Here is a 25,313-nt window from a genome sequence, read left to right as displayed (position 1 = left end):
AATGACACACGCAGTGGCACACAAGTTGGTGATCGTCGAGTCCCCGGCGAAGGCCCGCACCATCGGCGGGTACCTCGGCCAGGGCTACGTCGTCGAGTCCTCCATCGGCCACATCCGCGACCTCCCGCAGTCGGCCGCGGACACCCCGGCCAAGATCAAGGACAAGCCGTGGGGCCGCCTGGCCGTCGACGTCGACAACGGCTTCGAGCCCTACTACGTGGTGCCGCGCGACAAGAAGAGCCACATCACCAAGCTCAAGGGCCTGCTCAAGGACGCCGACGAGCTCTACCTCGCCACCGATGAGGACCGCGAGGGCGAGGCCATCGCGTGGCACCTCCTCGACGAGCTGAAGCCCAAGAACATCCCCGTGCACCGGATGGTCTTCCACGAGATCACCAAGTCGGCGATCCAGGCCGCCGTGGACAACCCGCGCACCATCAACGACGACCTCGTCGAGGCCCAGGAGGCGCGCCGCATCCTCGACCGCCTCTACGGCTACGAGGTCTCCCCGGTGCTGTGGAAGAAGGTCATGTCGGGCCTGTCGGCCGGGCGAGTGCAGTCGGTGGCCACCCGCCTGGTCGTCGACAAGGAACGCGACCGGATGGCCTTCAAGATCGCCTCCTACTGGGACCTCGAGGGCACCTTCGACGCCGGCTCCAAGCACGAGCAGAGGATGTTCCCGGCGAAGGTCTACTCCGTCGACGAGCGCCGGGTCGCCCGCGGCTCCGATTTCACCTCCGAGGGCGTGCTCAAGTCCTCCGCCGAGGGCAAGGTCGTCCACCTCGACCGCACCCGCGCCGAGGCGCTGGTCGCCGGGCTGTCGGAGACCACCTTCGACGTCCGCTCGGTCGAGTCCAAGCCCTACCGCCGCTCGCCCTACGCGCCGTTCCGCACCACGACGCTGCAGCAGGAGGCCAGCCGCAAGCTCGGCATGGGCGCCAGCGTGACCATGTCGGTCGCGCAGCGCCTCTACGAGAACGGCTTCATCACCTACATGCGTACCGACTCCACGACCCTGTCGGGCACCGCGGTCAACGCGGCGCGCGCCCAGGTCCAGGAGCTGTACGGCGCGGAGTACCTGCCCGACGCCCCGCGCACCTACGCCTCGAAGGTCAAGAACGCCCAGGAGGCGCACGAGGCGATCCGGCCCGCCGGCGAGTCGTTCCGCACCCCCGCCCAGACCGGCCTCAAGGGCGAGCAGTTCCGCCTCTACGAGCTGATCTGGATGCGCACCGTCGCCTCGCAGATGAAGGACGCCGTCGGCCAGTCGGTCACGATCCGCCTCGGCGGCGCCGCCTCGGGCGGCGAGGACGTCGTCTTCTCGGCCAGCGGTCGCGTCATCACCTTCCACGGCTTCCTCAAGGCCTACGTCGAGGGCACCGACCACGGTGCGGCCTCCGACGACCAGGAGACCCGGCTGCCGCAGCTCGCCCAGGGCGACGCGGTCTCGGCGGCCTCGATCAGCGCCAACGGCCACGAGACCAAGCCGCCGGCGCGCTACACCGAGGCCACGCTGATCAAGGAGCTCGAGGAGCGCGAGATCGGCCGCCCCTCGACGTACGCCTCGATCATCGGCACGATCCTCAACCGCGGCTACGTCTACAAGAAGGGCACGGCCCTGGTGCCGGCCTGGCTGGCGTTCTCGGTGATCCGGCTGCTCGAGGAGCACTTCCCGCGCCAGATCTCCTACGAGTTCACCGCCCAGATGGAGGACGTGCTCGACGAGATCGCGGCCGGGCGCAAGCAGCGCAACACCGAGCTGGGCGAGTTCTACTACGGCAACGACGACCTCGTCGGGCTCAAGAAGCTCGTCGACGAGCTCGGCGACATCGACGCCCGCGAGCTGGCCACCTTCCCGGTGGGCGGCCCCGACTCGGGGGTCAACCTGCGGGTGGGCCGCTACGGCCCCTACCTCGAGGGCCCCGACGACGAGGGCAACCCGGTCGGCAAGCGCGCCAACGTGCCCGACGACCTGCCGCCCGACGAGCTGACGCTCGAGAAGGCCAAGGAGCTCTTCGCCAACCCCGCCGGCGAGGAGATCGAGCTCGGCGCGCACCCCGAGACCGGGCTGCGCGTGGTGGCCAAGAACGGGCGCTTCGGCCCCTACGTCACCGAGGACCTGCCCGAGGACGCCAAGAAGAGCGCCAAGCCCCGCACCGGCTCGCTCTTCAAGTCGATGTCGCTCGACACGATCACCCTCGACGACGCCGTCAAGCTGCTCTCGCTGCCCCGCGTGGTCGGCGAGGACCCCGAGACCGGCGACGAGATCACCGCCCAGAACGGCCGCTACGGCCCGTACCTGAAGAAGGGCACCGACTCGCGCTCGCTGACCAGCGAGGACCAGCTCTTCACGGTCACCCTCGAGGAGGCCCTGAAGATCTACTCCCAGCCCAAGCAGCGCGGGCGGGCCGCCGCGGCCCCGCCGCTCAAGGAGCTCGGCAACGACCCGGTCTCCGGGCAGCCGGTCGTGGTGAAGTCGGGCCGCTTCGGCGAGTACGTCACCGACGGCGAGTACAACGCCACCCTGCGCAAGGACGACACGGTCGAGGACCTCACCCTCGAGCGCGCCGCCGAGCTGCTCGAGGAGCGTCGCGCCCGCGGACCGGCCAAGAAGGCCGCGAAGAAGGGCGCCAAGAAGGCCCCGGCCAAGAAGACGGCGGCCAAGAAGGCCACCACCAAGAAGGCCGCCGCCAAGAAGACTACGAAGAAGGCCTCGGCCAAGAAGTCCTGAGGCCTCCGGCCCCCTGCAGGAGTCCCCGGCCGGCCGGGGACTCCTGCGCTTGTCAGGGGTTGCAACACCCACCAAGCGCAGGACTTCCCTGACAAGCGCGGCTCACCCGGACCCGTCGTACGCCGCCCGCTCGCCCACCGCGGGCCGGGCGGCGTACGCCGTCGGGGCGCCGTCGGTGGGCCTGCCTAGCCTGGGCCCGTGCCCCCGCCCACCGCAGCCGAGCGCCTGCTCCAGGTGCGCCGGATCTACCACGAGCCCGACATCGAGCGGTGGCCGCGCGCGCAGCAGGTGCTGGAGCGCTTCCCCGATGCGGAGCGGGTCGAGGTGGCCTCCCACCAGGACATCCCGGGCCTCTACGGCAACCCCGGCGGGGTGGAGCGGTGGGTGCGCACCAAGCGCGAGGTGCTGGTGCTGGGGGAGAAGCGCAGCCTGCAGGCGCGGCCCAACGGCCGCTCGGCCGACTTCATCGCCCCGTCGACCGGCAACGGCTGTGCGATGGCCTGCAGCTACTGCTACGTGCCGCGGCGCAAGGGCTTCGCCAACCCAGTCACGGTCTTCGTCAACATCGAGAGGATCGCGGGCTACCTGGCCCGCCACGCCGCGCGGCAGGGGCCCAAGGCCGAGCCCAACCAGTGCGACCCCGTCGACTGGGTCTACGACCTGGGCGAGAACGGCGACTGCTCGGCCGACGCGCTGGTCTCCGACAACGTGCGCGACCTCGTCGACCTCTTCGGCGACCTGCGCGGGGCCAAGGCCAGCTTCGCCACCAAACTGGTCAACCGCGACCTGCTCGACTGGGACCCGCGCGGCGGCACCCGGGTACGGTTCTCGTTGATGCCCGAGCCGCTGGCGCACCGGCTCGACCTGCGCACCTCGCGCATCGCCGAGCGGATCAAGGCGGTCGACGACTTCGTCGAGGCCGGCTACGAGGTGCACCTCAACTTCAGCCCCGTCGTGGTGCACGAGCAGTGGCTGGGCCAGTGGGCCGAGCTGTTCGAGCAGGTCGACGACGTGCTGGGGGAGCGGGCGAAGGCGCAGCTGGCCTGCGAGATCATCTTCCTGACCCACAACGAGCCGCTGCACGAGGTCAACCTCGGCTGGCACCCGCGCGGCGAGGAGCTGCTGTGGCGCCCGGACCTCCAGGAGCCCAAGACCAGCCACTCGGGGCAGGCCAACGTGCGCTACCGCGCCGCCTGGAAAGCGCGGTGGCGCGACCAGCTCACCGACCTGCTGGCCGAGCGGATGCCCTACTGCCGGGTCCGCTACGCCTTCTGAGCCCCGGTCGCAGGGGACGGCTGTGGACCGGTGCTGGCCGGTGTCGGTGCCCCCACGTAGGTTCGGGGCCGTGACATCGCCCGGCACCTACACCCAGCGCGGCGTCTTCGTGTGCTTCGAGGGCGGCGAGGGCTCCGGCAAGTCGACCCAGTCGCGCCTGCTGCGCACCTGGCTGGAGGAGCAGGGCCACCGCGTCGTCCTGACCTTCGAGCCGGGGGACACCCCGGTGGGCCGACGGGTGCGCGAGATCGTGCTCTCCCCCGAGACCGGGGCGCTGGCCGACCGCACCGAGGCGCTGCTCTACGCCGCCGACAAGGCCGAGCACGTCGAGACGCTGGTGCTGCCCGCCCTCGAGCGCGGCGAGGTCGTCGTCACCGACCGCTACGTCGACTCCACGCTGGCCTACCAGGGCGCCGGGCGCAGCCTGCCGGTCTCCGAGGTCGAGCAGGTGGCCCGCTGGGCGACCCAGGACCTGCGCCCGCACCTGACGGTGGTCCTCGACCTCGAGCCCGCCGCGGGCCTGGGCCGCTTCGAGAGCCGCGACCGCATCGAGGGCGAGTCGCTGGAGTTCCACCAGCGGGTGCGCGAGTCGTTCGTCGCGATGGCCGCCGCCGACCCCGGGCACTACCTGGTGCTCGACGCCCGCGCCCCGGTCGAGGAGGTCGCGGCCGCCGTGCAGGCCAGGCTCGTCCCGCTGCTGCAGGCGCTGACCGGCCCCCAGCAGCCCGAGCAGGTGGCGCCGTGAGTGCGCCCACCCACGAGGTGACCTCGACCGTCTGGGAGCGCCTGGTCGGCCAGCGCCCGGCGATCAAGGCGCTGCGCTCGGCCGCGTCGGGCCACGGCATGAGCCACGCCTGGCTCTTCACCGGCCCACCGGGCTCGGGCCGCTCCAACGCCGCGATCGCGTTCGCCGCCGCGCTGCAGTGCGAGAACGCCCCCGAGCGGGCCGGCTGCGGGCACTGCCACGGCTGCCACACCGCGCTGGTCGGCAGCCACGCCGACGTCGCCCTGGTGCGCACCGAGAAGCTCTCCATCGGCGTCGAGGAGGTGCGCGACCTGGTGCGCAAGGCGTCCCTGTCACCGGTGGGGCCGGGCCGCCAGATCCTGATCATCGAGGACGCCGACCGGCTCACGGAGCGGGCCTGGAACGCGCTGCTCAAGGCGATCGAGGAGCCCGGCGAGCGCACCGTGTGGATGCTCTGCGCCCCCACCCTCGAGGACGTGCTGCCCACCGTGGTGAGCCGCTGCCGGCTGGTCACGCTGACCACCCCGACCTCGCCCGACGTGGCCGCCTTCCTCTCCCGCACCCTCGGCGTGCCCGACGCGCTCGCGTCGTACGCCGCCCGCGCGAGCCAGGGCCACATCGGCCGGGCCCGGGCGCTGGCCACCGACGAGGCGACCCGCAACCGGCGGCGCGAGGTGGTGCTCTACCCCGCCAAGCTGACCACGCTGGGGGCCTGCATGCAGGCGGCCGCCAACCTCGTCGAGGTCGCCAAGGAGGAGGCCGAGGCGATCACCACCGACCTCGACGCCCGCGAGAAGGTCGACCTCGACGCCTCCTACGGCGTGGTCGAGCGGGGGCGCCGCCCGCGCGAGTACGCACCAGCCCTCTCCGCGCTGGAGAAGGGCCAGAAGACCCGGGCCAAGCGGCGCGTCCTCGACGTCGTCGACCGCAGCCTGATGGACCTGGTCTCGGTCTACCGCGACGCGATCGCGATCGCGGTCGGTGCCGCGGGCGCGCTGGTCAACGAGGAGATCCGCCCCGACGTCGAGGAGGTCGTGCGCACCTCGAGCCCCGAGCTCAACCTGCGCCGCATCGACGCGGTCTTCGAGGCCCGTGAGCAGATGCTGGAGTTCAACGTGCAGCCGGCCTTGGCGCTGGAGGCCATGATGGTCGCCCTGATGGTGCCCGAGGGGAGCGGTCGTTGAGGTCGGTCAAGCAGGTCGTGGCGATCGTGGTCGTCCTGGCGATGGTCCTCAGCGCCCTCGGCCTGGCCCTGGCCCTGGTGCTGGGCGGCCTGCTCGGCGGCGACGAGACGCCGCAGCAGCCGCGCACCGGTCCGGCGCCGATCACCACCCCCTCCGGCGACGCCACCGAGCCGCCCGACCCCGCCCTGGCGCCGTTCTACGACCAGTCCCTCGACTGGCAGGCGTGCGAGAGCGACGCCGACCACGAGTGCGCCCGTCTCCAGGTGCCGCTCGACTACACCGACCCCGGCGGCGAGACGATCGAGATCGCGGTGCTGCGGGTGCCGGCGGGCGAGCCCGGGCAGCGGCTCGGCTCGCTGGTGGTCAACCCCGGCGGACCCGGCGCCCCCGGCACGTCGTACGCCGCCGCCGGCGACGCGGTCTTCCGCGCGCCGCTGCTGGCCCGCTACGACATCGTCGGCTTCGACCCCCGCGGCACGGGCGGCTCCGCGCCGGTCGACTGCCTCTCCGACGACCAGCTGACCGACTTCCTGGCAGCCGACCCCTCGCCCGACGAGCCGGCCGAGGTCGAGGCGCTGGTCGCCGGCCTCGAGGCCTTCTTCGACGGGTGCGTCGAGCGCTCCGGCGACCTGGCCGCCCACGTCAGCACCGTCGAGGCCGCCAAGGACATGGACGTGCTGCGCGCTGCGCTGGGCGAGAGCGGCCTGACCTACCTGGGCGCCTCCTACGGCACCAAGCTGGGTGCCACCTACGCCGAGCTCTTCCCCGACCGGGCCGACCGGCTGGTGCTCGACGGCGCCGTCGACGTCAGCCTCACCAGCCGCGAGCTCAACCTGGGTCAGGCGGCGGGCTTCGAGCGGGCGCTGCGCGCCTACGTCGCCGACTGCGTCGAGGCCGGCGCCTGCTTCCTCGGCGGGACCGTGCAGGAGGGCCTGGACCGCATCGTCGCCTTTCTCGAGGAGGTCGACCGTGAGCCGATCCCCGCCCCGGGCGAGCGCGAGCTGACCGTCGGCAGCGCCTTCTACGGCATCATCACGCCGCTCTACGTCAGCGACTACTGGTTCCTGCTGAGCCAGGCCCTCGAGGCCGCCTTCGCGGGCGACGGGACCACCCTGATGCTGCTCGCCGACACCTACGCCTCGCGCACCCCCAGCGGCAGCTACACCGACAACTCCTCCGAGGCGATCTACGCGATCAACTGCCTCGACGACCCGTCCTCGACCCCGGTCGAGGAGATCCCGGCGCAGGTGCCCGACTTCCTCGAGGCCTCGCCGACCCTCGGCGAGGTGTTCGCCTGGAGCCTGGTCGGCTGCCGCGGCCTCGAGGTCGAGCCCGACCCCTCCACCCGCCTCGACGAGATCACCGCCGACGGTGCGGCGCCGATCCTGGTGGTGGGCACCACCCGTGACCCGGCGACGCCGTACGAGTGGGCCGAGGCGCTGGCCGACCAGCTCGAGCCCGGCGTGCTGCTGACCCGCGAGGGCGACGGCCACACGGCCTACAACTCGGGCAACGCCTGCGTCGACGAGGCGATCGAGGGGTTCCTCATCGAGGGCACCGTCCCCGACGACGGCACCACCTGCTGAGGCAGGCGCTCAGCGACCGGAGCGCAGCAGCCGCAGCAGCCCCGCCACGGAGGCGACCGAGGCCTCGCCCCAGCTGAACCGGTCGTCCCACAGCGTGATCAGCCCGTCGCGCACCTCGAAGGTGCCGTCGACGTGGAACCGGCTGCCGTAGGCCTTCCAGGTCAGGGTGTCGTGGCGGTCGGTGAGCACGGTGGACCCGTCGGCGCCGACGTGGTGCAGCTCGACGCGCACGCCGACGCCGCGCGCGGTGAGCATGTCGAGGGCCTCGGCGACCTTGGCGCCCCGCACGGTGGGCAGCCGGGTGTTGCGCCACTCGACGTCGGGGGCCAGCAGCGCGTTCGCCCGGGTGGTGTCCCCGGCGCTCAGGTGCTCGAGGAAGGCGCGGACGACGTCACGGGGCTCGGTCATGGCGCCAGCCTAGGGACACACGGCACGCGCTCACCCCAGCCGGGAGTGCACCTCGGCGGCGGTGGCCTCACCGGAGCGGACCGCGCCCTCCATGTAGCCGTTCCAGACCGGAGAGCACTCGGTGCCGGCCCAGTGCACGCGGCCCACGGGCTCACGCAGCGCGCTGCCGAAGCCGGTCCAGGTGCCCGGGGTGAAGTGCGCGCCGTAGCAGCCGCGGGTGAACTCCTCGGTCGACCAGTCGCGCTCGAGGTACTCGACGGGCTCGGCGGCGCGCGGGCCGAAGTAGCCGACCAGGCAGTCCACGACGGCCTGCCGCCGCTCGGCCGCGTCGCGGCCCGACCACTCCCGAGCCGCGGGGCCCTCCAGGAAGCAGAGCAGGATGCCGCGCGGATACCCGGGCGGTGAGTTGTCGAAGACCACCTTCACCGGGCCCCGGTCGGAGGCCACCTGGCCGTTGAGCCCCTCCTCGCGCCAGAACGGCGTGGGGTAGACGGCGTAGACCTTGATGACGCTGCCGGCCGGGGTGCGCTGGGTCAGCTGGTCGCGCAGGGCGGGCAGGATCGGCCGGTGCACGAGCCGGCCGGCCAGGGTGGGCGGCAGGGCCACGACCGCGCGTCGCGCCCGCCAGCGTCGGCCGTCACGGGTGCCGACGGTGATCCCCCGGTCGTCCTGCTCGACCTGGCCCACCACCTGGCCCAGGCGCACGTCGAGCGGCTCGGCCATCCGCTCGCTCAGCAGCACCGAGCCACCCTCGACGCGGTCCTGCTGGGCGCCGGCCCCGGTGGCCATCAGCGTGTCCAGGTCCTGCCCGGAGCGGGTGTAGAAGAGCGTGTGCAGCAGCGACACGTCGCCGGACCCCGTCGCGAGGACGGCCTCGGCGAAGAGGTCGAAGTAGGCGCGCCCGGCGGCGGTCCGCAGGTGGCGGCTCACCCAGGTGTGCAGCGTCTGGGCGTCCAGTCGCCCGGCGTCGGGGGTCAGCCACGGGTGCTCGGTGTCGACGCGCCGGGCGATCCGGCCGAAGCGGGCCACGCCCTGGGCGAGGTCGGCGAGGGCGACCGGGTTCAGTCGCGGCACGGCGCCCTTGGCGCTGCTCATCCGCCGGGTGCGTCCGCCGAGGGAGAAGAGCATCTCGCCGTCGTCGTACGTCGCCACGGTGCGCAGGCCGTGCTCGTGGACGAGCTCGTACATGCGGTCCTGCGTGGGCCCGATCCACTGTCCGCCGAGCTCGACCCACTGGCCGTCGGACAGGTGCGCGCCCTCGGTGCGGCCGCCGACGCGCTCGCGCGCCTCGAGCACCACCACCGAGCGACCGGCCTTGGTGAGGGCCCGGGCCGCGGAGAGACCGGCCAGGCCGGCGCCGACCACCACCACGTCGTGGGTGTCCATGGCCACCTCCTCGGCGGCAGCCTAGTGACGCGGGCGCCGCTCAGCGAGGGTTGATGGGCTCGGCGATCGCCTGCATCCGCCGGGTGGCCAGCTCGATCATCAGCCGGGCGGCGGGGGAGAGGACGGCGTTGGTGCGGTGCACGATCGCGAAGGTGTCGAACTGGCGCGGACGCAGCGACACGAACCCGGCCCGCGGCGCCAGCCGGGGCAGCAGCTGCTCGGCGGCACCCCGGGGGATGACGCTGTCGGCCAGGCCCATGCCCACGAGCTCGACGGCGGTCTCGACGTCCTCGACCTCGATCCTGCTCTGCGGGTTGCGCCCGGTCTCGTGGAGCATCTGGCGCAGGGTGGCCCGGGTGGAGTCGACCGCGCGGTACGTCGTCTCGGGCATCACCAGCGAGGCCTGCGCCAACCGGTGCGCGGTGACCGGGCTGGTCAGGTGCTCGGGGTCGGAACTGATGTAGACCAGCTCCTCGCGCGCCACCGGGCGCACGGAGATGCCCTCGCTGGCCACCGTCGAGACGGCCAGCATCGCGGCCTCGAGGCGGCCGCGGCGCAGGTCCTCCACGACCTCGGTGGAGTTCTGCCCGACCAGCTCGACCCGCACCCCGGGGTAGCGCTTGAGCACGTCGGCGATCAGCGCGGAGCCGGCGTACAGGCGGGCGATGCCGAACATGCCGAAGCGGATGGTGCCGGTCTCGAGCGACTTGACGCTGGCCACCGCCCGCTCGGTCTCGGCGATGGCGGCCAGCACCTGCTCGGCGTAGGGCCGCATCGTCTCGGCGACCGTGGTGGGCTCCACCCCGCGCCCGACCCGGTGGAAGAGCTGCACGCCCAGCGACTTCTCCAGGGCCCGGATCTGCTCGGAGACCGAGGGCTGGGCGTAGCCGAGCTCCTCGGCCGCCCGGGTCAGCGAGCCCTGCTCGTAGGTGGCGAGGAAACATGTGAGCTGGTGCACAGATAGCACAAGGATGATCCTATGCCTTCCGCAGGAAAGTCAGGCTACCCCTATTGCTACTGGCGAGTCAGACTGGTCGCAGACACCACGTCTCCGAGTCGAGAAAGGAACCGCCGTGCTCACCCACGTCTGCACCTCCTGCAGCAAGCGCCAGCTCATCTTCCCCTCCCAGTTCACGGCCGTGACCGGCTCCGAGACCGGGCCGATCGCCACCTTCACCTGCTGGTGCGGCGCCGAGCAGTCCGCCCCGCTGGGCTGGGCCGACTCCGAGCCCCGCAAGCGCGTCCTCGCCGCCTGAGCGAGGCCCACGCCGTACGCCGCCGCCCCCGCCGCCTGATTTCTCGCGGCCGGGGCGGCGTCTGTATGCTCACCCGCGTTGCCCGGAGCCGGATGCCGGAACGGGCAGCACGCCGCCTTAGCTCAGTCGGTAGAGCGTCTCACTCGTAATGAGAAGGTCGTCGGTTCGATTCCGACAGGCGGCTCCAACGGCCCCTGCGGCCAGCGGTCGCAGAGGCCCAGGCCGAGCACGCACTATCGTCGGCGTGCCATGAAGAACAGGCCGCAGTACTCCATCGCCTCGGTCGACAACGCCCTGCACCTCGCGCAGCTGCTGCTGCTCGAGGGGCCCCTGAGGGTGTCGGAGGCCGCTGCTCGCCTCGACGTCTCCGTGTCGACGGCGCACCGGCTGCTGGCCATGCTCGTCTACCGCGACTTCGCCGAGCAGGCCAGCGACCGGACGTACCGGGCCGGGCCCATGCTGGGTGGCGCCCCGGCGCCGGACGTGTCGGTCGGTGACCTGCGAGCCGTGGCCCTCCCGCACCTGCGACGACTCGTCGACCGCGTGCAGGAGTCCGCGAACCTCGTGGTGCTCAGCGGGCCGCAGGTCCGGTTCGTGCACACCGTCGAGTGCGCCCAGCTGATCCGGGCGGGGGACCGCTCCGGCAAGGCGCTGCCGGCCCACGTCAGCAGCGCGGGCAAGGCGATCCTGGCGATGCTGGAGCCCGACGACCTGGCGGTCGCGCTGGCCGGGCTCGACGCCACGCAGCGCCAGCGCGTACGCCGCGGCCTGGGGGTCGTGCGCCGCAACGGCTTCGCGCTCAACAACCAGCAGACCGAGGCGGGGCTGAGTGCCATCGGGGTCCCGGTGCGGTGCGGGGGCGGTCGCTTCGCGGGGATCTCCGTGGCCATGCCGGCGTTCCGCTTCTCGCGCGACCGCGTGGCGCCCCTGGTCGAGGAGCTGGTCACCTGCGCCAGGGCGCTGGAGGACGACGTGCGTGAGGCCGGCGGCGACCGTCAGCAATAGTTTCTGTCAGGCAGAAACGTGTGTTCTGCAGGCTGGGCCCTGCCGCACGCTGGAGGTCGACCCACCACCCCAGGAGCTCCAGTGCAGTTCTACCGAGACGGCTTCTACACCGGCGACCCGGCCACCGCCCCGTCGACCGCCCTCCCGCGCCCGTCGCAGGACGTCGACGAGGAGGTCGACGTCCTCGTCGTCGGCACGGGCCCCGCAGGTCTGGTCCTCGCGGCCCAGCTCGCTCGCTTCCCCTCCATCCGGACCGTGGTGGTGGAGCGCCGCGAGGGGCCGCTCGAGCTCGGCCAGGCCGACGGTGTCGCCTGCCGCAGCATGGAGATGTTCGAGGCGTTCGGGATCGCGGGGCGGATCCTGGAGGAGTCCTACCAGGTCAACGAGACCAGGTTCTGGGGCCCCGATCCCGAGCGTCCGGCGGTGATCGCGCGCACCGGCCGGGTCCAGGACGTGGAGGACGGGCTGAGCGAGATGCCCCACCTCATCCTCAACCAGGCACGGGTGCACGACCACCTGCTGCAGGCGATGCGGTCGGCGCCGGCGCGGCTGGCTCCCGACTACGGTCTCGAGCTGGTCGACCTCGTGGTCCCCGACGGCGACGGCCCGGTCGAGGCGACCGTGCGCGACGTGCGCACCGGGGCGGCGCGCCGGCTGCGCGCCACGTACGTCGTGGGGTGCGACGGTGCGCGCAGCCGGGTGCGCCAGCTGGTCGGACGCCGCCTCGACGGTGACCGGGCCGACCACGCCTGGGGGGTCCTCGACGTCCTGGCGGTCACCGACTTCCCCGGACATCCGCGTCAAGGCGGCCATCCGGTCGGCCGAGCACGGCAGCATCCTGCTGATCCCCCGCGAGGGCGGCTACCTGGTGCGCCTCTACGTCGACCTCGGCGACGTGCGCGCGGCCGACCGCGAGCGGGTGCGCTCGATGAGCGCGGAGGAGGTCGTCGAGCGCGCCCGGCGGGTGCTGCACCCCTACAGCCTGGAGGTCCGCGAGACCGTGTGGTTCTCGGTCTACGAGGTGGCCCAGCGCATCGCCGACCGGTTCGACGACGGCGCCGACGACGCCGGCGAGGACCCGCGTCCCCCGCGGGTCTTCATCGCCGGGGACGCCTGCCACACCCACAGCGCCAAGGCCGGTCAGGGGATGAACGTCTCCATGCAGGACGCCTTCAACCTCGGCTGGAAGCTCGCCTCGGTGCTCGGGGGCCGCAGCGCCGCCACGCTGCTGCAGACCTACGACGCCGAGCGCCGACCCGTGGCCCAGCAGCTGATCGACTTCGACAAGGAGTGGTCGACGATGTTGGCCGGGTCACCCACGCGCGAGGCCCCCGGCCCGGGCGGCCGGTCCCGGGACGACCTCCTGGCGACGTACTTCACCCAGCAGGGCCGCTACACCGCAGGCGTGGCCACGCGGTACCCGGCCGGCGCGCTGGTCGGTGGGGGCGAGCACCAGCACCTCGCGACCGGCTTCGAGGTCGGCACCCGCTTCCACTCCGCACCGGTCACCCGGCTCGCCGACGCACGACGGGTCCACCTGGGCCACGCCGCCCGCGCCGACGGCCGGTGGCGGCTCTACCTCTTCGCCGACCGCGCCCGCCTCGCCTGGGACGCCGCCCTGACCTGGCTCGCGGAGGACCCCGCGTCCCCGGTCGTGCGGCACCGGCGAGCCGACGACGACGTCGACGCGGTGCTGGACGTGCGCGGCATCCTGCCGTGCTCCAGCCACGAGGTGGAGCTCGCCGACCTGCCGGCACTGCTGCGGCCCCGGACCGGCGCCCTGGGCCTGGTCGACCTGGAGAAGTGCTTCACGGCGACGACGACGCCGGCAGCAGCGGCCGGCGGCGAGGTGGACGTCTTCGACCTGCGCGGGGTGGACCGGGACGAGGGTGCGATGGTCCTGGTGCGCCCCGACCAGCACGTCGCGCAGGTGCTGCCCCTGACCGGCACCCGGGAGCTGTCGGCCTTCCTGGCCGGGGTCCTGCTCGACGCCGGAGCGCAGGAGCCCCTGACCCGGCGGTGAGACGCGGTGACAGGTGGTGACAGGTGGTGACAGGCGGGTCGTCGGCCCAGGGACCCGGCCCCCTCACAGCCGCCGGTCAGCCTGCTGTCAGGTCCGTGGCTCAGGCTGGGGGCCATGACCCCAGCGCACCGCCCGACCAGGTCCGTCCGAGTCCGCGACAGGGCGGGCGAGGTCTCGCGCCGCGGCCGCCGGGCAGCGGCGACCGTGCTGCTGGTGGGCGCCACGCTGCTGGCGGGACCGCTGCCCGCCGCCGGGGCCGCGACGCCGGCGACCGCACCCGGGCTGGTCGCCGGGGACGTCTCCAGGGACGGCGCCGCCGGCTCCGACGTCCTCGAGCTCGCCGAGGCGCTGCAGGTCGAGTACGCCGGCGCCGTGCCGGCCGAGGAGGTCTCGGCCCTGGTGCGGGGGGTCGCGGCGCGGCTGGAGATCGATGGCCCTGGGGCCGGGCTGCTGCTGCGCACCACGGAGGCGGCCAGCCGGCGCGCACTGACCGACCACCTCGCCCGCGGGGTGCCGCTGCCTCGCTGACCCGTGCCGTTCGCGACCCCCTCCGAGAAGGCGAGGTGCGCCACCCCCGTCTCCCGGTACGATCCGGTGCCGCGCAGGACGCGCGGGGAGGAGCTCAGCCTCCGCGAGCGTGGAGGCGACACGATGGCAGCGACGGGCTCACCCGGGGCCGCGCAGGACCCTGCCCGGTCGACGCCGCCCGACGTGCGCTCCTCCGTGGTGCGGCGGCTGGTGGCGGGCAGCGACCGCAGCTCCTCGCTCGACCGGCTCTGCGAGCTCGCAGCCGCCCTGCTCGACGCCGGCTCCGCCCAGGTCTCGCTGGTCGGGGCGACCCAGGTCGTCGTGGGCGGCCACGGCGCGGGCAGTGGCCTGGTCGGCCTCGAGACACCCGCCGCCGACTCGCTGTGCACCGTCACGGTCGGTCTGAAGGCGCCGCTGGTGGTGCCCGACACCACGCTCGACGACCGGGTCAGCACGCTGCCACCGGTCACGTCCGGTGCTGTCGGCGCCTACCTGGGAGTCCCTCTGGTGGTCGCCGACGGCCAGGTGGTGGGCTCGCTCTGCGTGTACGACGCCGCCCCGCGCGACTGGCCCGACCACAGCGTGAGCACCCTCGAGCGGCTCGCCGACGCCGTCGTCGGCGACCTCGAGCTCGCGGCGCTCAGCTCCGACTTCGAGACCCAGCAGGTCGCCTGGCGGCTGGCGACGGACGCGGCCGGGGTCGGCGCCTGGGAGTGGGACCTGGTCACCGGCGACCTGCGCTTCGACGACCGGCTCCTCGAGCTGTTCGGCCTCGATGACGACACCTTCGGCGGCACCATCGACGCCTTCACCGACATCGTCCACGTCGAGGACCGGGCCCGGGTCGTCGCCGCGCTCGATCGTGCGATCGCCGCTCGCGGCGAGTACGCCGCCGAGTACCGCATCCACCTGCCCGACGGCCGGGTGCGCTGGATCGCGGCGCGGGGGCGCGGCCTCGGCGACGAGGGCGGCCAGACGGTGCGGGTGCTGGGAGCGGCGTACGACACGACGGCCGTGCAGGAGGGCGAGGCGCGCGTCGCCCGGGTGCTCGAGTCGATGCCCACGGCCTTCTACCAGCTCGACGACGAGTGGCGCTTCGCCTACCTCAACGGGGAGGCGGAGCGGCTCCTGGGCCGCTCGCGCGAGGACCTCGTCGGGCAGGTCGTCTGGGAGGCGTTCCCCGCGACCCTCGACAGCATCTTCGAGCGCAGCTACCGCGGCTGCGTCGAGTCGGGGGACCCGGTGGCCTTCGACGCCTACTACCCCGCACCGCTCGACGCCTGGTACGAGGTGCGTGCCTGGCCGAACCCCGATGGGCTGGCCGTCTACTTCGTCGACGTCACCGCCCGCTACCAGGCGCAGGAACAGGTCGCGCGCACTGCTCGCCGCGACGCCCTGGTCGCCGACGTCACGGAGCAGCTGGCCGGCACGCTGGACCTCGGGGAGGCTGTCTCCCGCCTGGGTGCCCTGGTGGTACCGGCGATCGGTGACTGGTGCGTCGCGACGCTGGTCGAGGAGCCCGGCCACGAGGGCCGGCTGCCCGGGCTGCGCGACGTCGGGGGGTGGCACCGCGACCCGGGCGCCCAGCACCTGGTCGACCGGTTCGCGGCGGTGCGCCTCGACCAGGTGGTCGACGACTCCTTCCTGCCGCTGGTGCTCGCCGCGGATCGCCCCGTCGTCGGCGACGGGGCGACCGAGTCGATGTGCCGCGTCTTCGCTGCGGGCGAGGTCCACGAGCTGCTGCGTGCCCTGGCGCCCGAGCACGCCACCGTCCTCAGCCTCAAGGGGCACGACCGGGTGGTCGGGCTCCTCACCGTGCTGCGGGGCGAGGCCCGGGGCGCCTTCACCGACGCCGACCTCGACACCCTGGCCCTGGTCGCGGAACGGGCCGGCCTGGCGCTCGACAACGCCCGGCTCTTCGCCGAGCAGCGCGACCTCGCCGAGGGCCTGCAGCGCAGCCTCCTGACCGCGCCCCCGCAGCCCGACCACCTCGAGATCGTGGTGCGCTACGAGGCCGCGGCCGAGACCGCCCAGGTCGGCGGCGACTGGTACGACGCGTTCGTGCAGGACGCCGGGGCCACGATGCTGGTCATCGGGGACGTCGTCGGCCACGACACCGCGGCCGCGGCGGCCATGGGCCAGGTCCGCAACCTGCTGCGCGGCATCTCGGTCTTCAGCGGCCAGGGGCCGGCCGACGTGCTGCGCGGCGTCGACCACGCGCTGGACACCCTGGGCGTGGACACCACCGCGACGGCCGTGCTGGCCCGCCTGGAGCAGACCCCCGAGGAGCTCGCGGAGGGCGTCACCCGGCTGCGCTGGTCGAACGCCGGCCACCCGCCGCCGGTGGTGGTCTGCCCCGAGGGCGAGGTCACCCTGCTGGTGGGCGACGACCCCGACCTGCTGCTGGGGCTCGACCCCGAGGCCGAGCGCCAGGAGAGGCAGGTCGTGCTGACCCGGGGGTCGCTGGTGCTGCTGTTCACCGACGGGCTCGTCGAGCGGCGCGGCGAGGACCTCGACGCCGGCCTCGACCGGCTGCGGCGCGAGCTGGCCAGCCTCGACGCACTCGGCTGCCCCCTGGACGAGCTCTGCGACCGGCTTCTCGTGCGGATGGTGCCCAGCCTCCGCGAGGACGACATCGCGCTGGTCGCCGTGCGGCTGCACGAGCAGGACGGGCCCCCGCCGCGGCGGCGCAGCCAGGACCAGCACGGGCCAACCGGTGGGTCCGCCGGGACCGGCGTGGAGGACGCGCCTGTCGCGAGCGGGCGGATCGTGCGCACCCGCTTCTCCGCGCACCCCTCGAGCGTCCCCGGCGCCCGGCACTTCGTGCGCGAGGCGCTGCGGGGGCGGGGTGTCGAGCTGGTCGACGACGCCGAGCTCTGCGTCGGCGAGCTGGCGGCCAACGCCGCGCTGCACAGCGGAGGCGAGTCGATGGACGTCTCGGTGCGCCTGGACCACGGTGCGGTGACCGTGTCGGTGGCCGACGAGGGCGTCGTACCGGCCGAGGCGGTGGTGCCCCGCCTGGTCGCCGAGCCCGACGGACGCGGGCACGGTGAGCCCACCACCGGTCGCGGCCTCGGCATCGTCTCGGTGCTGGCCGACGACTGGGGCGTCGAGCGCTTCCCGGGCGGCACCCGGGTGTGGGCCCGGCTGCTCGACGACCGTGCCGACAGCCCGGTGCGCCCGCCCGACTCGCCGCCCGCCCCCGGGCCGGCCGCCGACCAGGACGCTCCCGAGGGCCGCGAGCCGACGTCGCCGGTGCTGCTGCGGGGCTGCCCGGTGCGGCTGTGGCTGCGCCAGGACGAGCACATCGACGAGCTGGTGCGCGACCTGCAGCTGCTCTCCGCGACCCACGAGCTCGACCCCGGTCTCGTCTCGGTCGGCGAGGTGCGCGACCTGCTGGCCGTCTTCGCGCCGCTGCGCCGGGGCACGCGGCGCGCGGTCGAGGCCGCCCAGGCGCAGGGTCTCGACGAGCTCGACGTCACCGTCGACCTGCCGGTCAGGGCGGCCGACGAGGTCGTCCGGCTCGACGACCTGCTGTCCCTCTCCGACGAGGGGCTCGACGACCAGCGGCTGCTGACCGTGCGCGCCGAGCCCGACGTCGTACGCCTGCGGGCGTGGATGATCGAGCAGGTGCGCACCCAGCTGGAGGAGGGCGCCGAGGCCGTGGCATGGACCGACTGGACCCCCCGGGACCTCGGCTCACCCCCTCCGCGGGCCTAGGCTCGCCCGGACCGAGCGGAACCGATCTCCACCGGACGGGGCAGCAATGAGCGACCTGATCTTCGCCAACGGACGGCTCTTCGACGGGCTGAAGTACCACCACGATCACGCCGTGGGGGTGCGCGGGAGCCAGATCTACGCTGTCGGCCCGCTCGACCGGGTGCGGGAGGAGATGGCGGCCGGCGGGAGCCGGGCCGAGGAGGTCGACGCCGCCGGGGGACTGGTGATGCCGGCCTTCCACGACGCCCACATCCACCCGCTCATCGGCGGCCTGGAGCTGCGCAGCGCGCTGCTCACCGACTGCGCCGGCGCCGAGGAGTGCCTCTCGACGATCGCCGACGCGGTGGCCGCGCAGGGCGACGTGGGCCAGGCGTGGTTCCGCGGTGGCGGCTGGTCGCTCGAGCACTTCGACCCCAGCACCGGGCCCACCGCCGAGATGCTCGACCGCGTGGTGCCGCACCGTCCGGCGTTCCTGCCCAGCAACGACCACCACAACGCCTGGGTCAACACCCGCGCCCTCGAGCTGGCCGGCATCGACCGCGACACCCCCGACCCGCCCGACGGCTGGATCGAGCGCGACCGCGACGGCAACCCGACCGGCACCCTGCGCGAGGCCGCGGCCGCGATGGTGCACCGCCTGGTCGACACCACGCGGGAGGAGAAGCGTGCGGCGCTGCTCGACGCGCAGGCGCACCTGCACTCGTGGGGCATCGTGGGCTGGCAGGACGCGCTCGTCGGCGGATACGCCGGCATCGACGACCCGACCCAGGCCTACCTCGACCTCGTGGAGGCCGACGAGCTGACCGCCCGGGTGCGGCTGGCGCTGTGGTGGGACCGCAACCGCGGTGTCGAGCAGGTCGAGGAGCTGGAGGCCGAGCGGGCCCGGCTCGGTGACGCGGGCCTCGACGCCGGGTCGGTCAAGCTGATGGTCGACGGGGTCTCCGAGACGCTCACCATGGCCGTCGACGAGCCGTACCTCGGCGGGGCGCGCTGCCCCTGCGCCGGTGGCGAGCGGGGGCTGGCGTTCATGGAGCCCGAGCAGCTCGACGAGGCCGTGTGCGCGCTCGATGCCGCCGGCTTCCAGGCCCACTTCCACGCCCTGGGCGACCGGGCCGTGCGCACCTCCCTCGACGCCATCGAGGCCGCGCGCCGCCGCCACGGGTGGAGCAACCAGCGCCACCAGCTCGCGCACCTCCAGCTGGTCGCGCCGGTCGACCGCAACCGGTTCCGGCTGCTCGGCGCGATCGCCAACGTCGAGGGCATGTGGGCGCGCTACAACACCCCCGCCGTGCAGATGGTCAAGCCCTACCTCGACGAGGAGCGGCTCGACTGGCAGTACCCCTTCGCCGACATCGTCGACAGCGGGGCGCTGGTGGCCGGCGGCTCGGACTGGCCGATCAACCCGCCCGACCCGATGGAGGGCATCCACGTGCTGGTCAACCGCTCCTCGCGCACCACCGACGAGAGCGACGAGGAGCCGCCGATGCGCGACGACCAGGGGCTCACCCTGGTCCAGGCGCTGCAGGCCTACACCAGCGGTGCCGCCCACGCGAACCACCAGGAGGACTCCGGCAACCTGCGCGTCGGCGCCTCCGCCGACGTGCTGGTGCTCGACCGCGACCCCTTCGACCTGCACGAGGACGAGATCGGCTCCGCCGAGCCGGTCACGGCCTGGGCCCGCGGCTCGGAGGTCTACCGCCGCGACTGACCACCGGCCGAGCAGTCACTTTCGCACCATCGACCAGTCGCTTCCGCACCGACTCGAACTCCTCGAAAAAAATTTCGATCTGCCTGTGGAAAACGGCTTCTGACCTGGTGCTTTGTCGGTGGGCCCTGAGATACTTTACTCATGGCCACCACCGCGGCGCACCCCATCAACGGGACGCTCGCGCGCATGCACTCGCTGCTCGACGAGCTCGCCGAGCTCGCCGAGAGTCCGCTGTGGTCGATGAGCCACACCGCGACGGCGGAGGCGCTGGTCGACTTCTCGCAGCTCGAGGCGAGGGTGGTCGAGCTGCGATCGCGGACCCTCGCCCACGCCGAGACGGTGGCGGTGGCGGAGACGAATGCGTCGCCGTCGGTGGCGGTGTGGCACTCCAACGCGACCCGGTCGACGAAGCGGGAGTCGTTTCCGCCAGGTCCGCCTCGCCGCGGGTCTGGATCGCCACGAGCTGGTGCGGGAAGCGCTGGGTCGTGGCGAGATGGTCGCGGAGCAGGCGTCGGTGATCTGCACGGCGCTCGATGAGCTGCCCGACGACCTCGACCCGTCGGTCTTGGAGCAGGCGACGAAGGCGCTGGTCGCATACGCGGAGGTCCACGACGCGAAGGCGCTGCGGGTGCTGGGCCGTCGGATCCTCGAGGTCGTGGCACCGGAGGCGGCTGAGGCGTGGGAGGCCGAGCAGCTCGAGCGCGAGGAGCGCGAGGCGGAGAAGTCGGCGGTGTTCCGGATGCGCGAGGACGGCCACGGCCGGATCAAGGGGTCCTTCACGGTGCCGCTGCTGGCCGGCCAGATGCTGGAGCGGGCCCTGCTCGCGTTCGCCGCACCGAAGCACCAGATCGCCAACCGCGCCACCGATGAAGGCGAGCACGAAGAGCAGGACGAGGCACCGGTGCCGGTACGCCGCCCCACAGCGCAGCGGTTGGGTGCCGCGTTCGTCGAGCTCGTCGAGCGCCTCGACCCCCACGACCTGCCCAAGGCCGGTGGCGTGAACGCCACGGTGGTGGTGACGATGACCCTCGACTCCCTCAAGGACGGCCTGGTGGCCGCGACGCTCGACACCGGTGACCGGATCAGTGCCTCCACCGCGAGGCGGCTGGCCTGCGAGGCCGGCGTCGTGCCCGTGGTGCTTGGTGGCAAGAGTCAGCCTCTGGATGTGGGGCGTGCGAAGCGGTACTTCACCCCGGCCCAGCGGATCGCGATGGGTATCCGTGACGGCGGCTGCACCGCCCGCGGCTGCGACGCCCCGCCAGCGATGTGCCACGCCCACCACGACGACCCGTGGTCGTGCCACGGTCACACCGACCTCGACCGCGGGCGCTTGTTGTGCCCGTTCCACCACCGCCGGATTCATGACCCGGAGTACGAGAGCGACGTCGGCGCCGACAACCAGGTCACCTTCCACCGACGAACCTAGGAGCACTTCGCTCCCGGCCTCGCTGCTCGACCAACGGCGCTGCCGCGCGTCCGTTGGTTGAGGAGGTTGCGCAGCAACCGTCTCGAAACCCGGTGAGCCCATGGCGTACGGCGGGTGGTCGCGGTGGGCGGTCACCTCACGGGGTCTCGGCGTCGCTCGTCGCTGGCGCTCCTCCCTGCTCGACCAACGGTGCTGCCGCGCGTCCGTTGGTTGAGGAGGTTGCGCAGCAACCGTCTCGAAACCCGGTGAGCCCATGGCGTACGGCGAGTGGGCACCTCACGGGGTCTCGGCGTCGCTCGTCGCTGGCGCTCCTCCCTGCTCGACCAACGGTTCCGCTGGTTGAGCAGCGAGGGCCGAAGGCTCGAGCGATGCCGAAACCCGGTGAGCCCATGGCGTACGGCGGGCGCGGTCCTCACGGGGTCTCGGCGACGCGCGTCGCTGGCGCTCCTTGCTGCTCGACCAACGGCGTGGACACTCGTCGCTGGCGCTCCTTGCTGCTGGACCAACGGCGGCCGACTCGTCGAGGCGGCCGCTGGTACTTTGTGGCGTCCGACCACGCCGGGGGGCTGCCGCGGCGGCCGATCCTTCGAGGAGCCGATCACGCATGGGTGGGCACCACCGCGGTCCCGGTCGCGACGAGCTGGGACGCACGCCGAGGGTGGCGTGGCTGGTGCTGGCGCCGATCGCGCTGCTGACGCTGGTGGCGATGGTCTGGCTGTGGCCCACCGGTGACGTCGGTCCCGACGAGCAGGGCAGCGCCGACCAGTACGAGGGCCGCATCAGCACCATCGAGCGCTCGGAGTGCACCGAGGAGCTCACCGACGACGTCAACGGCTGCGGCACCGCGACCGTGTCGCTGGAGACGCCCGAGGACGACCCGCGCGACGAGCCCGTCGACACCGCCGAGGTGCCGCTGCCCAACGGTCCGGGGGCGCCGGAGGTGGAGGAGGGCGACGACGTCGTCCTGATCCTCAACGAGACGCCCGACGGGGAGTCCTACGCCATCGTCGACCACCAGCGCGGCACCGGCCTCGCGGTGCTGGCGGGCGCCTTCGTGCTGGCGATGGTGGCCTTCGGCCGCTGGCGCGGGGTCAGTGCGATGGCCGGTCTGGGCGTCACCTTCCTGCTGCTGCTCTACTTCGTGGTCCCCGCCATCCTCGACGGCTCGCCGCCGCTGCTGGTCGCGATCGTCGGCTCGGCGGCGATCATGCTCACCGTCCTCTACCTGACCCACGGCCTGGGGGCCACGACCACGGTGGCCGTGCTCGGCACCCTGGCCAGCCTCACCCTCACCGGGCTGCTCTCCGCGCTGGCCGTCTCGGCGCTGCACCTGACCGGCGTCACCGACGACCTGTCGCTGGCGGTCGGGATGACCCAGGGCGTCAACACCGAGGGCCTGTTGCTGGCCGGCATCGTCATCGGCTCCCTGGGTGTGCTCGACGACGTGACCGTCACCCAGTCGGCCACGGTCGCCGAGCTCGCGCGCGCCAACCCGGCGTACGGCGCCCTGCAGCTCTTCCGTGCCGGCAGCCGCGTGGGGCGCTCCCACATCGCCTCGGTCGTCAACACCATCGTGCTCGCGTACGCCGGCTCGGCGCTGCCGCTGCTGATCCTGATCGTCGCCAACACCGAGTCCCTCGGCAGCGTCGTGACCGACCAGATCATCGCCCAGGAGGTCGTGCGCAGCGTGGTGGCCACCCTCGGCCTGGTCGCCGCGGTGCCGCTGACGACCGGTCTGGCGGCGGTGGTGCTGCGGGCCCGGGCGCACCCGGTCGAGCAGGGCCCGCCGGTCGACCAGGCCTAGGGGTGGTGCCTAGGCCGGGCGGGTCATCCGCAGCATCGTGTCGGCCACCAGGTACTCGTCGGCGTAGCCCGCACGCATCACCGGCTGGGCGGCCAGCGTGTCGAAGCGGCCGTCGGGGGTCAGCAGCGCCTCGTCGAGGTGCACGCCCACGACCTCGCCGACGACCAGCCAGTGGTCGGTCTCGGCGCCGTGCCGGTCGCGCAGCTGCGTGGAGTGCACGACGACGCACTCGAGCGAGGCGTGGCTGGCGACCACCCTCGGGGCGCCCGTCACGCGTCCGGGCTCGAGCTCGAGGCCGGTCGCCGCGGCCTCGTCGTCACCGCGGGGCAGCGAGCGCGACGTGGCGTTCATCAGCTCGGCCAGGTCGCGCGAGACCAGGTTCCAGCAGAACTCGCCCGACTCCAGCGCGAGGCTGGCGGTGTCCTTCATGCCCACGCTCGAGAACATCACCATCGGCGGCCGGTCGCCCACGGCGTTGAAGAAGCTGTAGGGGGCCAGGTTGGTGGTGCCGTCGGCCGTGCGGGTGCTGATCCACCCGATCGGGCGCGGCGCCACGATCGCCTTGAACGGGTCGTGGGGGAGCAGGTCGCGGTCGCGGGCAGCGGGCTCGTAGAAGACCATGACGCCATTCCACCAGCGCCGTCCCCACCCAGCCGGTGTCGGCGCCCCCTGCCACGCTGTACGTCGTGGACCTCAGGTGGGTGCCCGCGGCCGGGCTCGCGGTGGTGCTGCTTGGCGGCTGCGCCGAGGGCGGGCTGGGCGCCGGGTCGGTGGTCGACGCGCCCCGCGAGGCCGAGAGCGGGGACGAGCGCGAGCGGGGACGGGTGGTGCGCATCGTCGACGGCGACACCCTCTACCTGCGTGGCGACGGCGACCTGCTCGGGGCCGGCGGCGCCGACGGCACCGCGGTGCGGCTGCTGCAGATCGACACCCCCGAGACCGTGGCGCCCGGCAGCCCGGTCGAGTGCTGGGGCCCGGAGGCGTCCGAGGCGCTGGCCGACCTCGTGCCGCCCGGCGCGAGCGTCAGCGTGGAGGCCGACGAGGAGCTGCTCGATCCCTACGACCGCACCCTGCTCTACGTCTACGACGCCGGCGGCGACATGGTGAACCTGGCGATGGTGCGCGCCGGGCACGCCGAGGCGGTGCTCTTCGAGCCCAACGACCGCCACATCGAGCGGATGCGCGCCGCCGAGGCCGAGGCCCGCGACGCCGGGCGGGGCCGGTGGGGCGCCTGCCCCGGCGGTGGGTGATCCGCCGGGGCAGGCGCCCGGGTCTCAGCGCGCGAGCGCCGCGTCCAGGAAGTCGGCCACGAGGTCGTAGCTCGGCCCGGCGTCGCCCAGCGGCGCGCTGGCGCTGCTGGTCGAGGTCGAGCAGCCACGGCGTGCGCCGTCGTCCACGGTGGAGACCGTCTGGCCCAGCACCGGTCCCGCGGCCGGGTCGGCCAGATAGCGGTACTGGTGGTCGGGCCCCTCGACCAGGTGGTAGGTGGCCTCGACGCACCGGCTGGCCAGCCGGTCGAAGAGCACCTGGCTCTGCCCGGGGGGCAGCAGCTGGTCACGCGAGCCGTGGAACATCAGGAACGGCGGGTCGTCCCGCGAGACGTAGCGCAGCGGGTTGGCCAGCCGTGCGTTGTGGCAGCGCGGGTCGCCGATCCCGGTCTCGTACTGCGTGCACCCGGTCATCCGCGACTCGGGGGAGTCCGGGGTCTCGTGCTCGAGCACGCTCCACTCGGTGGCCTGGGAGTCCATCTTGCGGAACGCGGTCGGCGGGGAGAGCGTCACCACGGCCTGGACGCGGCTCGAGGGCCCACGCACGCCCTGGTAGCCCTCCAGGCGCTTGACGTCGCCGGTGGTGCCGGCGATCGCCGCGGTCCAGGCGCCGGAGGAGAAGCCGCCGATCGCGAAGCGACGACGGTCCAGGCCCAGCCGCCCGGCCTTCTTGCGCAGGTAGCGGATGGCGGCCTTGATGTCGTGGACCTGGCCCGGGAACTGGACCTGGCTGCTGTTGCGCACCGACACCCCCGCCACCGCGTACCCGTGGGGGGCCAGGCGCTCGGCCCAGGCGTCGGCGGTGTCCTTGCCGTTGTCCCCGAACCAGGCCGATCCCTCGGAGTAGATGAACAGCGGCAGCTTCTGGTTCTTGCGCCGCTCGGGCAGGTAGAGGTCGAGCAGGTTCCCTCGGGTGTCGGCCGGCACCGGGTCGGTGTAGGCGACGTCAGTGAGCACGCGGGCCGGCACCTTCTTGCCCCGGGCGGCCGGTCCGGCCGTCGTGTCGGCAGTGCTGGTGGCGGTGCTGGTGGCGGTGCTGTCGGCGGTGCTGCCTGCAGTGGTGCCGGCCGCGTCGTCCGCGGCGTTGGTCGGGCCCGCCAGGGCGAGTCCCGTGACGAGAGCCGCAGCGACGGCGTACGCCGCCCGCCTGGCTCGCGGGGTGGTCTTCATCTGTTCTCCTAGCGCACGACTGTTCGTCTGACGAATGGAACTCGAACCCTGCGCCCGTGACCGCGGTCACGTCAAGGGGTGGTCCAGGCC

General features: G+C 73.3%; 20 protein-coding genes, 1 tRNA gene and 1 pseudogene. 17 read left to right on the top strand and 5 right to left on the bottom strand.

Features of this window, described 5'->3' with window-relative positions:
- Nucleotide 1: 1 nt before the first annotated feature.
- The 5 genes from topA (at nt 2) to JOE61_RS08380 (ending at nt 7,521) form a co-directional block, all read left to right on the top strand.
- The gene (topA, locus tag JOE61_RS08400) at nt 2-2,731 is read left to right on the top strand and encodes a type I DNA topoisomerase (RefSeq protein WP_193670046.1); all 2,730 of its coding nucleotides are present in this window, start codon (nt 2-4) and stop codon (nt 2,729-2,731) included.
- A 198-nt stretch (nt 2,732-2,929) separates the two neighbouring features.
- Nucleotides 2,930-4,006, top strand: a complete 1,077-nt coding sequence (locus JOE61_RS08395; RefSeq protein ID WP_204797182.1) for a spore photoproduct lyase family protein — start codon at nt 2,930-2,932, stop codon at nt 4,004-4,006.
- A 70-nt stretch (nt 4,007-4,076) separates the two neighbouring features.
- Nucleotides 4,077-4,751 carry a dTMP kinase gene (gene tmk / locus JOE61_RS08390; protein WP_193670045.1) on the top strand — a complete coding sequence of 225 codons (675 nt, stop codon included), beginning with the start codon at nt 4,077-4,079 and terminating at the stop codon, nt 4,749-4,751.
- Nucleotides 4,748-5,935 (top strand): DNA polymerase III subunit delta', encoded by a 1,188-nt coding sequence (locus JOE61_RS08385; protein ID WP_307822881.1) that lies wholly within the window; start codon nt 4,748-4,750, stop codon nt 5,933-5,935. Before tmk ends, JOE61_RS08385 begins: the two co-directional genes overlap by 4 nt.
- Nucleotides 5,932-7,521, top strand: a complete 1,590-nt coding sequence (locus JOE61_RS08380) for an alpha/beta hydrolase (RefSeq protein WP_227492060.1) — start codon at nt 5,932-5,934, stop codon at nt 7,519-7,521. The genes JOE61_RS08385 and JOE61_RS08380 overlap by 4 nt, the downstream gene beginning before the upstream one ends.
- A 9-nt stretch (nt 7,522-7,530) precedes the next feature.
- Here the strand turns inward: JOE61_RS08380 and JOE61_RS08375 are convergent, their stop codons facing one another.
- From JOE61_RS08375 to JOE61_RS08365, 3 genes are read right to left on the bottom strand one after another with little or no spacing between them, the layout of a single operon-like run.
- Nucleotides 7,531-7,929: a limonene-1,2-epoxide hydrolase family protein gene (locus JOE61_RS08375; protein ID WP_193670044.1), complete on the bottom strand. Its 399-nt coding sequence runs from the start codon at nt 7,927-7,929 to the stop codon at nt 7,531-7,533.
- A 30-nt stretch (nt 7,930-7,959) separates the two neighbouring features.
- On the bottom strand, nt 7,960-9,315 hold the full coding sequence (locus JOE61_RS08370; RefSeq protein ID WP_193670043.1) for a flavin monoamine oxidase family protein: 1,356 nt from the start codon (nt 9,313-9,315) through the stop codon (nt 7,960-7,962).
- Between the two features lie 40 nt (nt 9,316-9,355).
- Nucleotides 9,356-10,282, bottom strand: a complete 927-nt coding sequence (locus tag JOE61_RS08365; protein WP_193670042.1) for a LysR family transcriptional regulator — start codon at nt 10,280-10,282, stop codon at nt 9,356-9,358.
- Nucleotides 10,283-10,388: 106 nt separating this feature from the next.
- On the opposite strand from JOE61_RS08365, the gene JOE61_RS08360 reads away from it, so the two are divergent.
- From JOE61_RS08360 to JOE61_RS22120, 11 genes and pseudogenes are all read left to right on the top strand, one after another.
- Complete coding sequence (locus JOE61_RS08360) at nt 10,389-10,571, top strand: hypothetical protein (protein WP_193670041.1); 183 nt, start codon at nt 10,389-10,391, stop codon at nt 10,569-10,571.
- Nucleotides 10,572-10,682: 111 nt separating this feature from the next.
- Nucleotides 10,683-10,758: transfer RNA gene (locus JOE61_RS08355), tRNA-Thr, on the top strand.
- 62 nt (nt 10,759-10,820) lie between these two features.
- Nucleotides 10,821-11,576 (top strand): IclR family transcriptional regulator, encoded by a 756-nt coding sequence (locus JOE61_RS08350; protein WP_193670040.1) that lies wholly within the window; start codon nt 10,821-10,823, stop codon nt 11,574-11,576.
- An 18-nt stretch (nt 11,577-11,594) separates the two neighbouring features.
- A pseudogene (locus JOE61_RS21625) lies at nt 11,595-12,798 on the top strand (FAD-dependent monooxygenase); the annotation flags it as partial.
- A gap of 78 nt (nt 12,799-12,876) precedes the next feature.
- Nucleotides 12,877-13,599: an FAD-dependent phenol hydoxylase family protein gene (locus JOE61_RS21620; protein WP_227492063.1), complete on the top strand. Its 723-nt coding sequence runs from the start codon at nt 12,877-12,879 to the stop codon at nt 13,597-13,599.
- Between the two features lie 114 nt (nt 13,600-13,713).
- On the top strand, nt 13,714-14,127 hold the full coding sequence (locus JOE61_RS08340; RefSeq protein WP_193670039.1) for a hypothetical protein: 414 nt from the start codon (nt 13,714-13,716) through the stop codon (nt 14,125-14,127).
- Between the two features lie 123 nt (nt 14,128-14,250).
- Nucleotides 14,251-17,847 (top strand): SpoIIE family protein phosphatase, encoded by a 3,597-nt coding sequence (locus JOE61_RS08335; RefSeq protein WP_193670038.1) that lies wholly within the window; start codon nt 14,251-14,253, stop codon nt 17,845-17,847.
- Between the two features lie 46 nt (nt 17,848-17,893).
- Nucleotides 17,894-19,555 carry an amidohydrolase gene (locus JOE61_RS08330; protein WP_193670037.1) on the top strand — a complete coding sequence of 554 codons (1,662 nt, stop codon included), beginning with the start codon at nt 17,894-17,896 and terminating at the stop codon, nt 19,553-19,555.
- A gap of 141 nt (nt 19,556-19,696) precedes the next feature.
- Complete coding sequence (locus JOE61_RS21615) at nt 19,697-20,092, top strand: hypothetical protein (protein WP_227492066.1); 396 nt, start codon at nt 19,697-19,699, stop codon at nt 20,090-20,092.
- Entirely contained in the window at nt 20,022-20,981 is a 960-nt protein-coding gene (locus JOE61_RS08325; RefSeq protein ID WP_307822880.1) for an HNH endonuclease signature motif containing protein, read from the top strand. Before JOE61_RS21615 ends, JOE61_RS08325 begins: the two co-directional genes overlap by 71 nt.
- Before the next feature lie 604 nt (nt 20,982-21,585).
- Nucleotides 21,586-22,785 carry a YibE/F family protein gene (locus tag JOE61_RS22120; RefSeq protein WP_193670035.1) on the top strand — a complete coding sequence of 400 codons (1,200 nt, stop codon included), beginning with the start codon at nt 21,586-21,588 and terminating at the stop codon, nt 22,783-22,785.
- Nucleotides 22,786-22,794: 9 nt separating this feature from the next.
- On the opposite strand, the gene JOE61_RS08315 is transcribed toward JOE61_RS22120, so the two are convergent.
- Nucleotides 22,795-23,406, bottom strand: a complete 612-nt coding sequence (locus JOE61_RS08315; protein ID WP_193670034.1) for a flavin reductase family protein — start codon at nt 23,404-23,406, stop codon at nt 22,795-22,797.
- A gap of 65 nt (nt 23,407-23,471) precedes the next feature.
- Here JOE61_RS08315 and JOE61_RS22450 point away from each other — a divergent pair, with 65 nt between their 5' ends.
- A complete protein-coding gene (locus JOE61_RS22450) occupies nt 23,472-24,035 on the top strand; it encodes a thermonuclease family protein (RefSeq protein WP_204797181.1) in 564 nt (187 codons plus the stop codon).
- A gap of 24 nt (nt 24,036-24,059) precedes the next feature.
- On the opposite strand, the gene JOE61_RS08305 is transcribed toward JOE61_RS22450, so the two are convergent.
- Nucleotides 24,060-25,223: an alpha/beta hydrolase gene (locus tag JOE61_RS08305; protein WP_193670014.1), complete on the bottom strand. Its 1,164-nt coding sequence runs from the start codon at nt 25,221-25,223 to the stop codon at nt 24,060-24,062.
- Between the last annotated feature and the right edge of the window lie 90 nt (nt 25,224-25,313).

This window comes from Nocardioides salarius (assembly GCF_016907435.1).
GTDB lineage: Bacteria > Actinomycetota > Actinomycetes > Propionibacteriales > Nocardioidaceae > Nocardioides > Nocardioides salarius.
The sequence above is the reverse complement of the archived record's forward strand: the minus strand, read 5'-3'. Positions and strand labels throughout refer to the sequence as shown.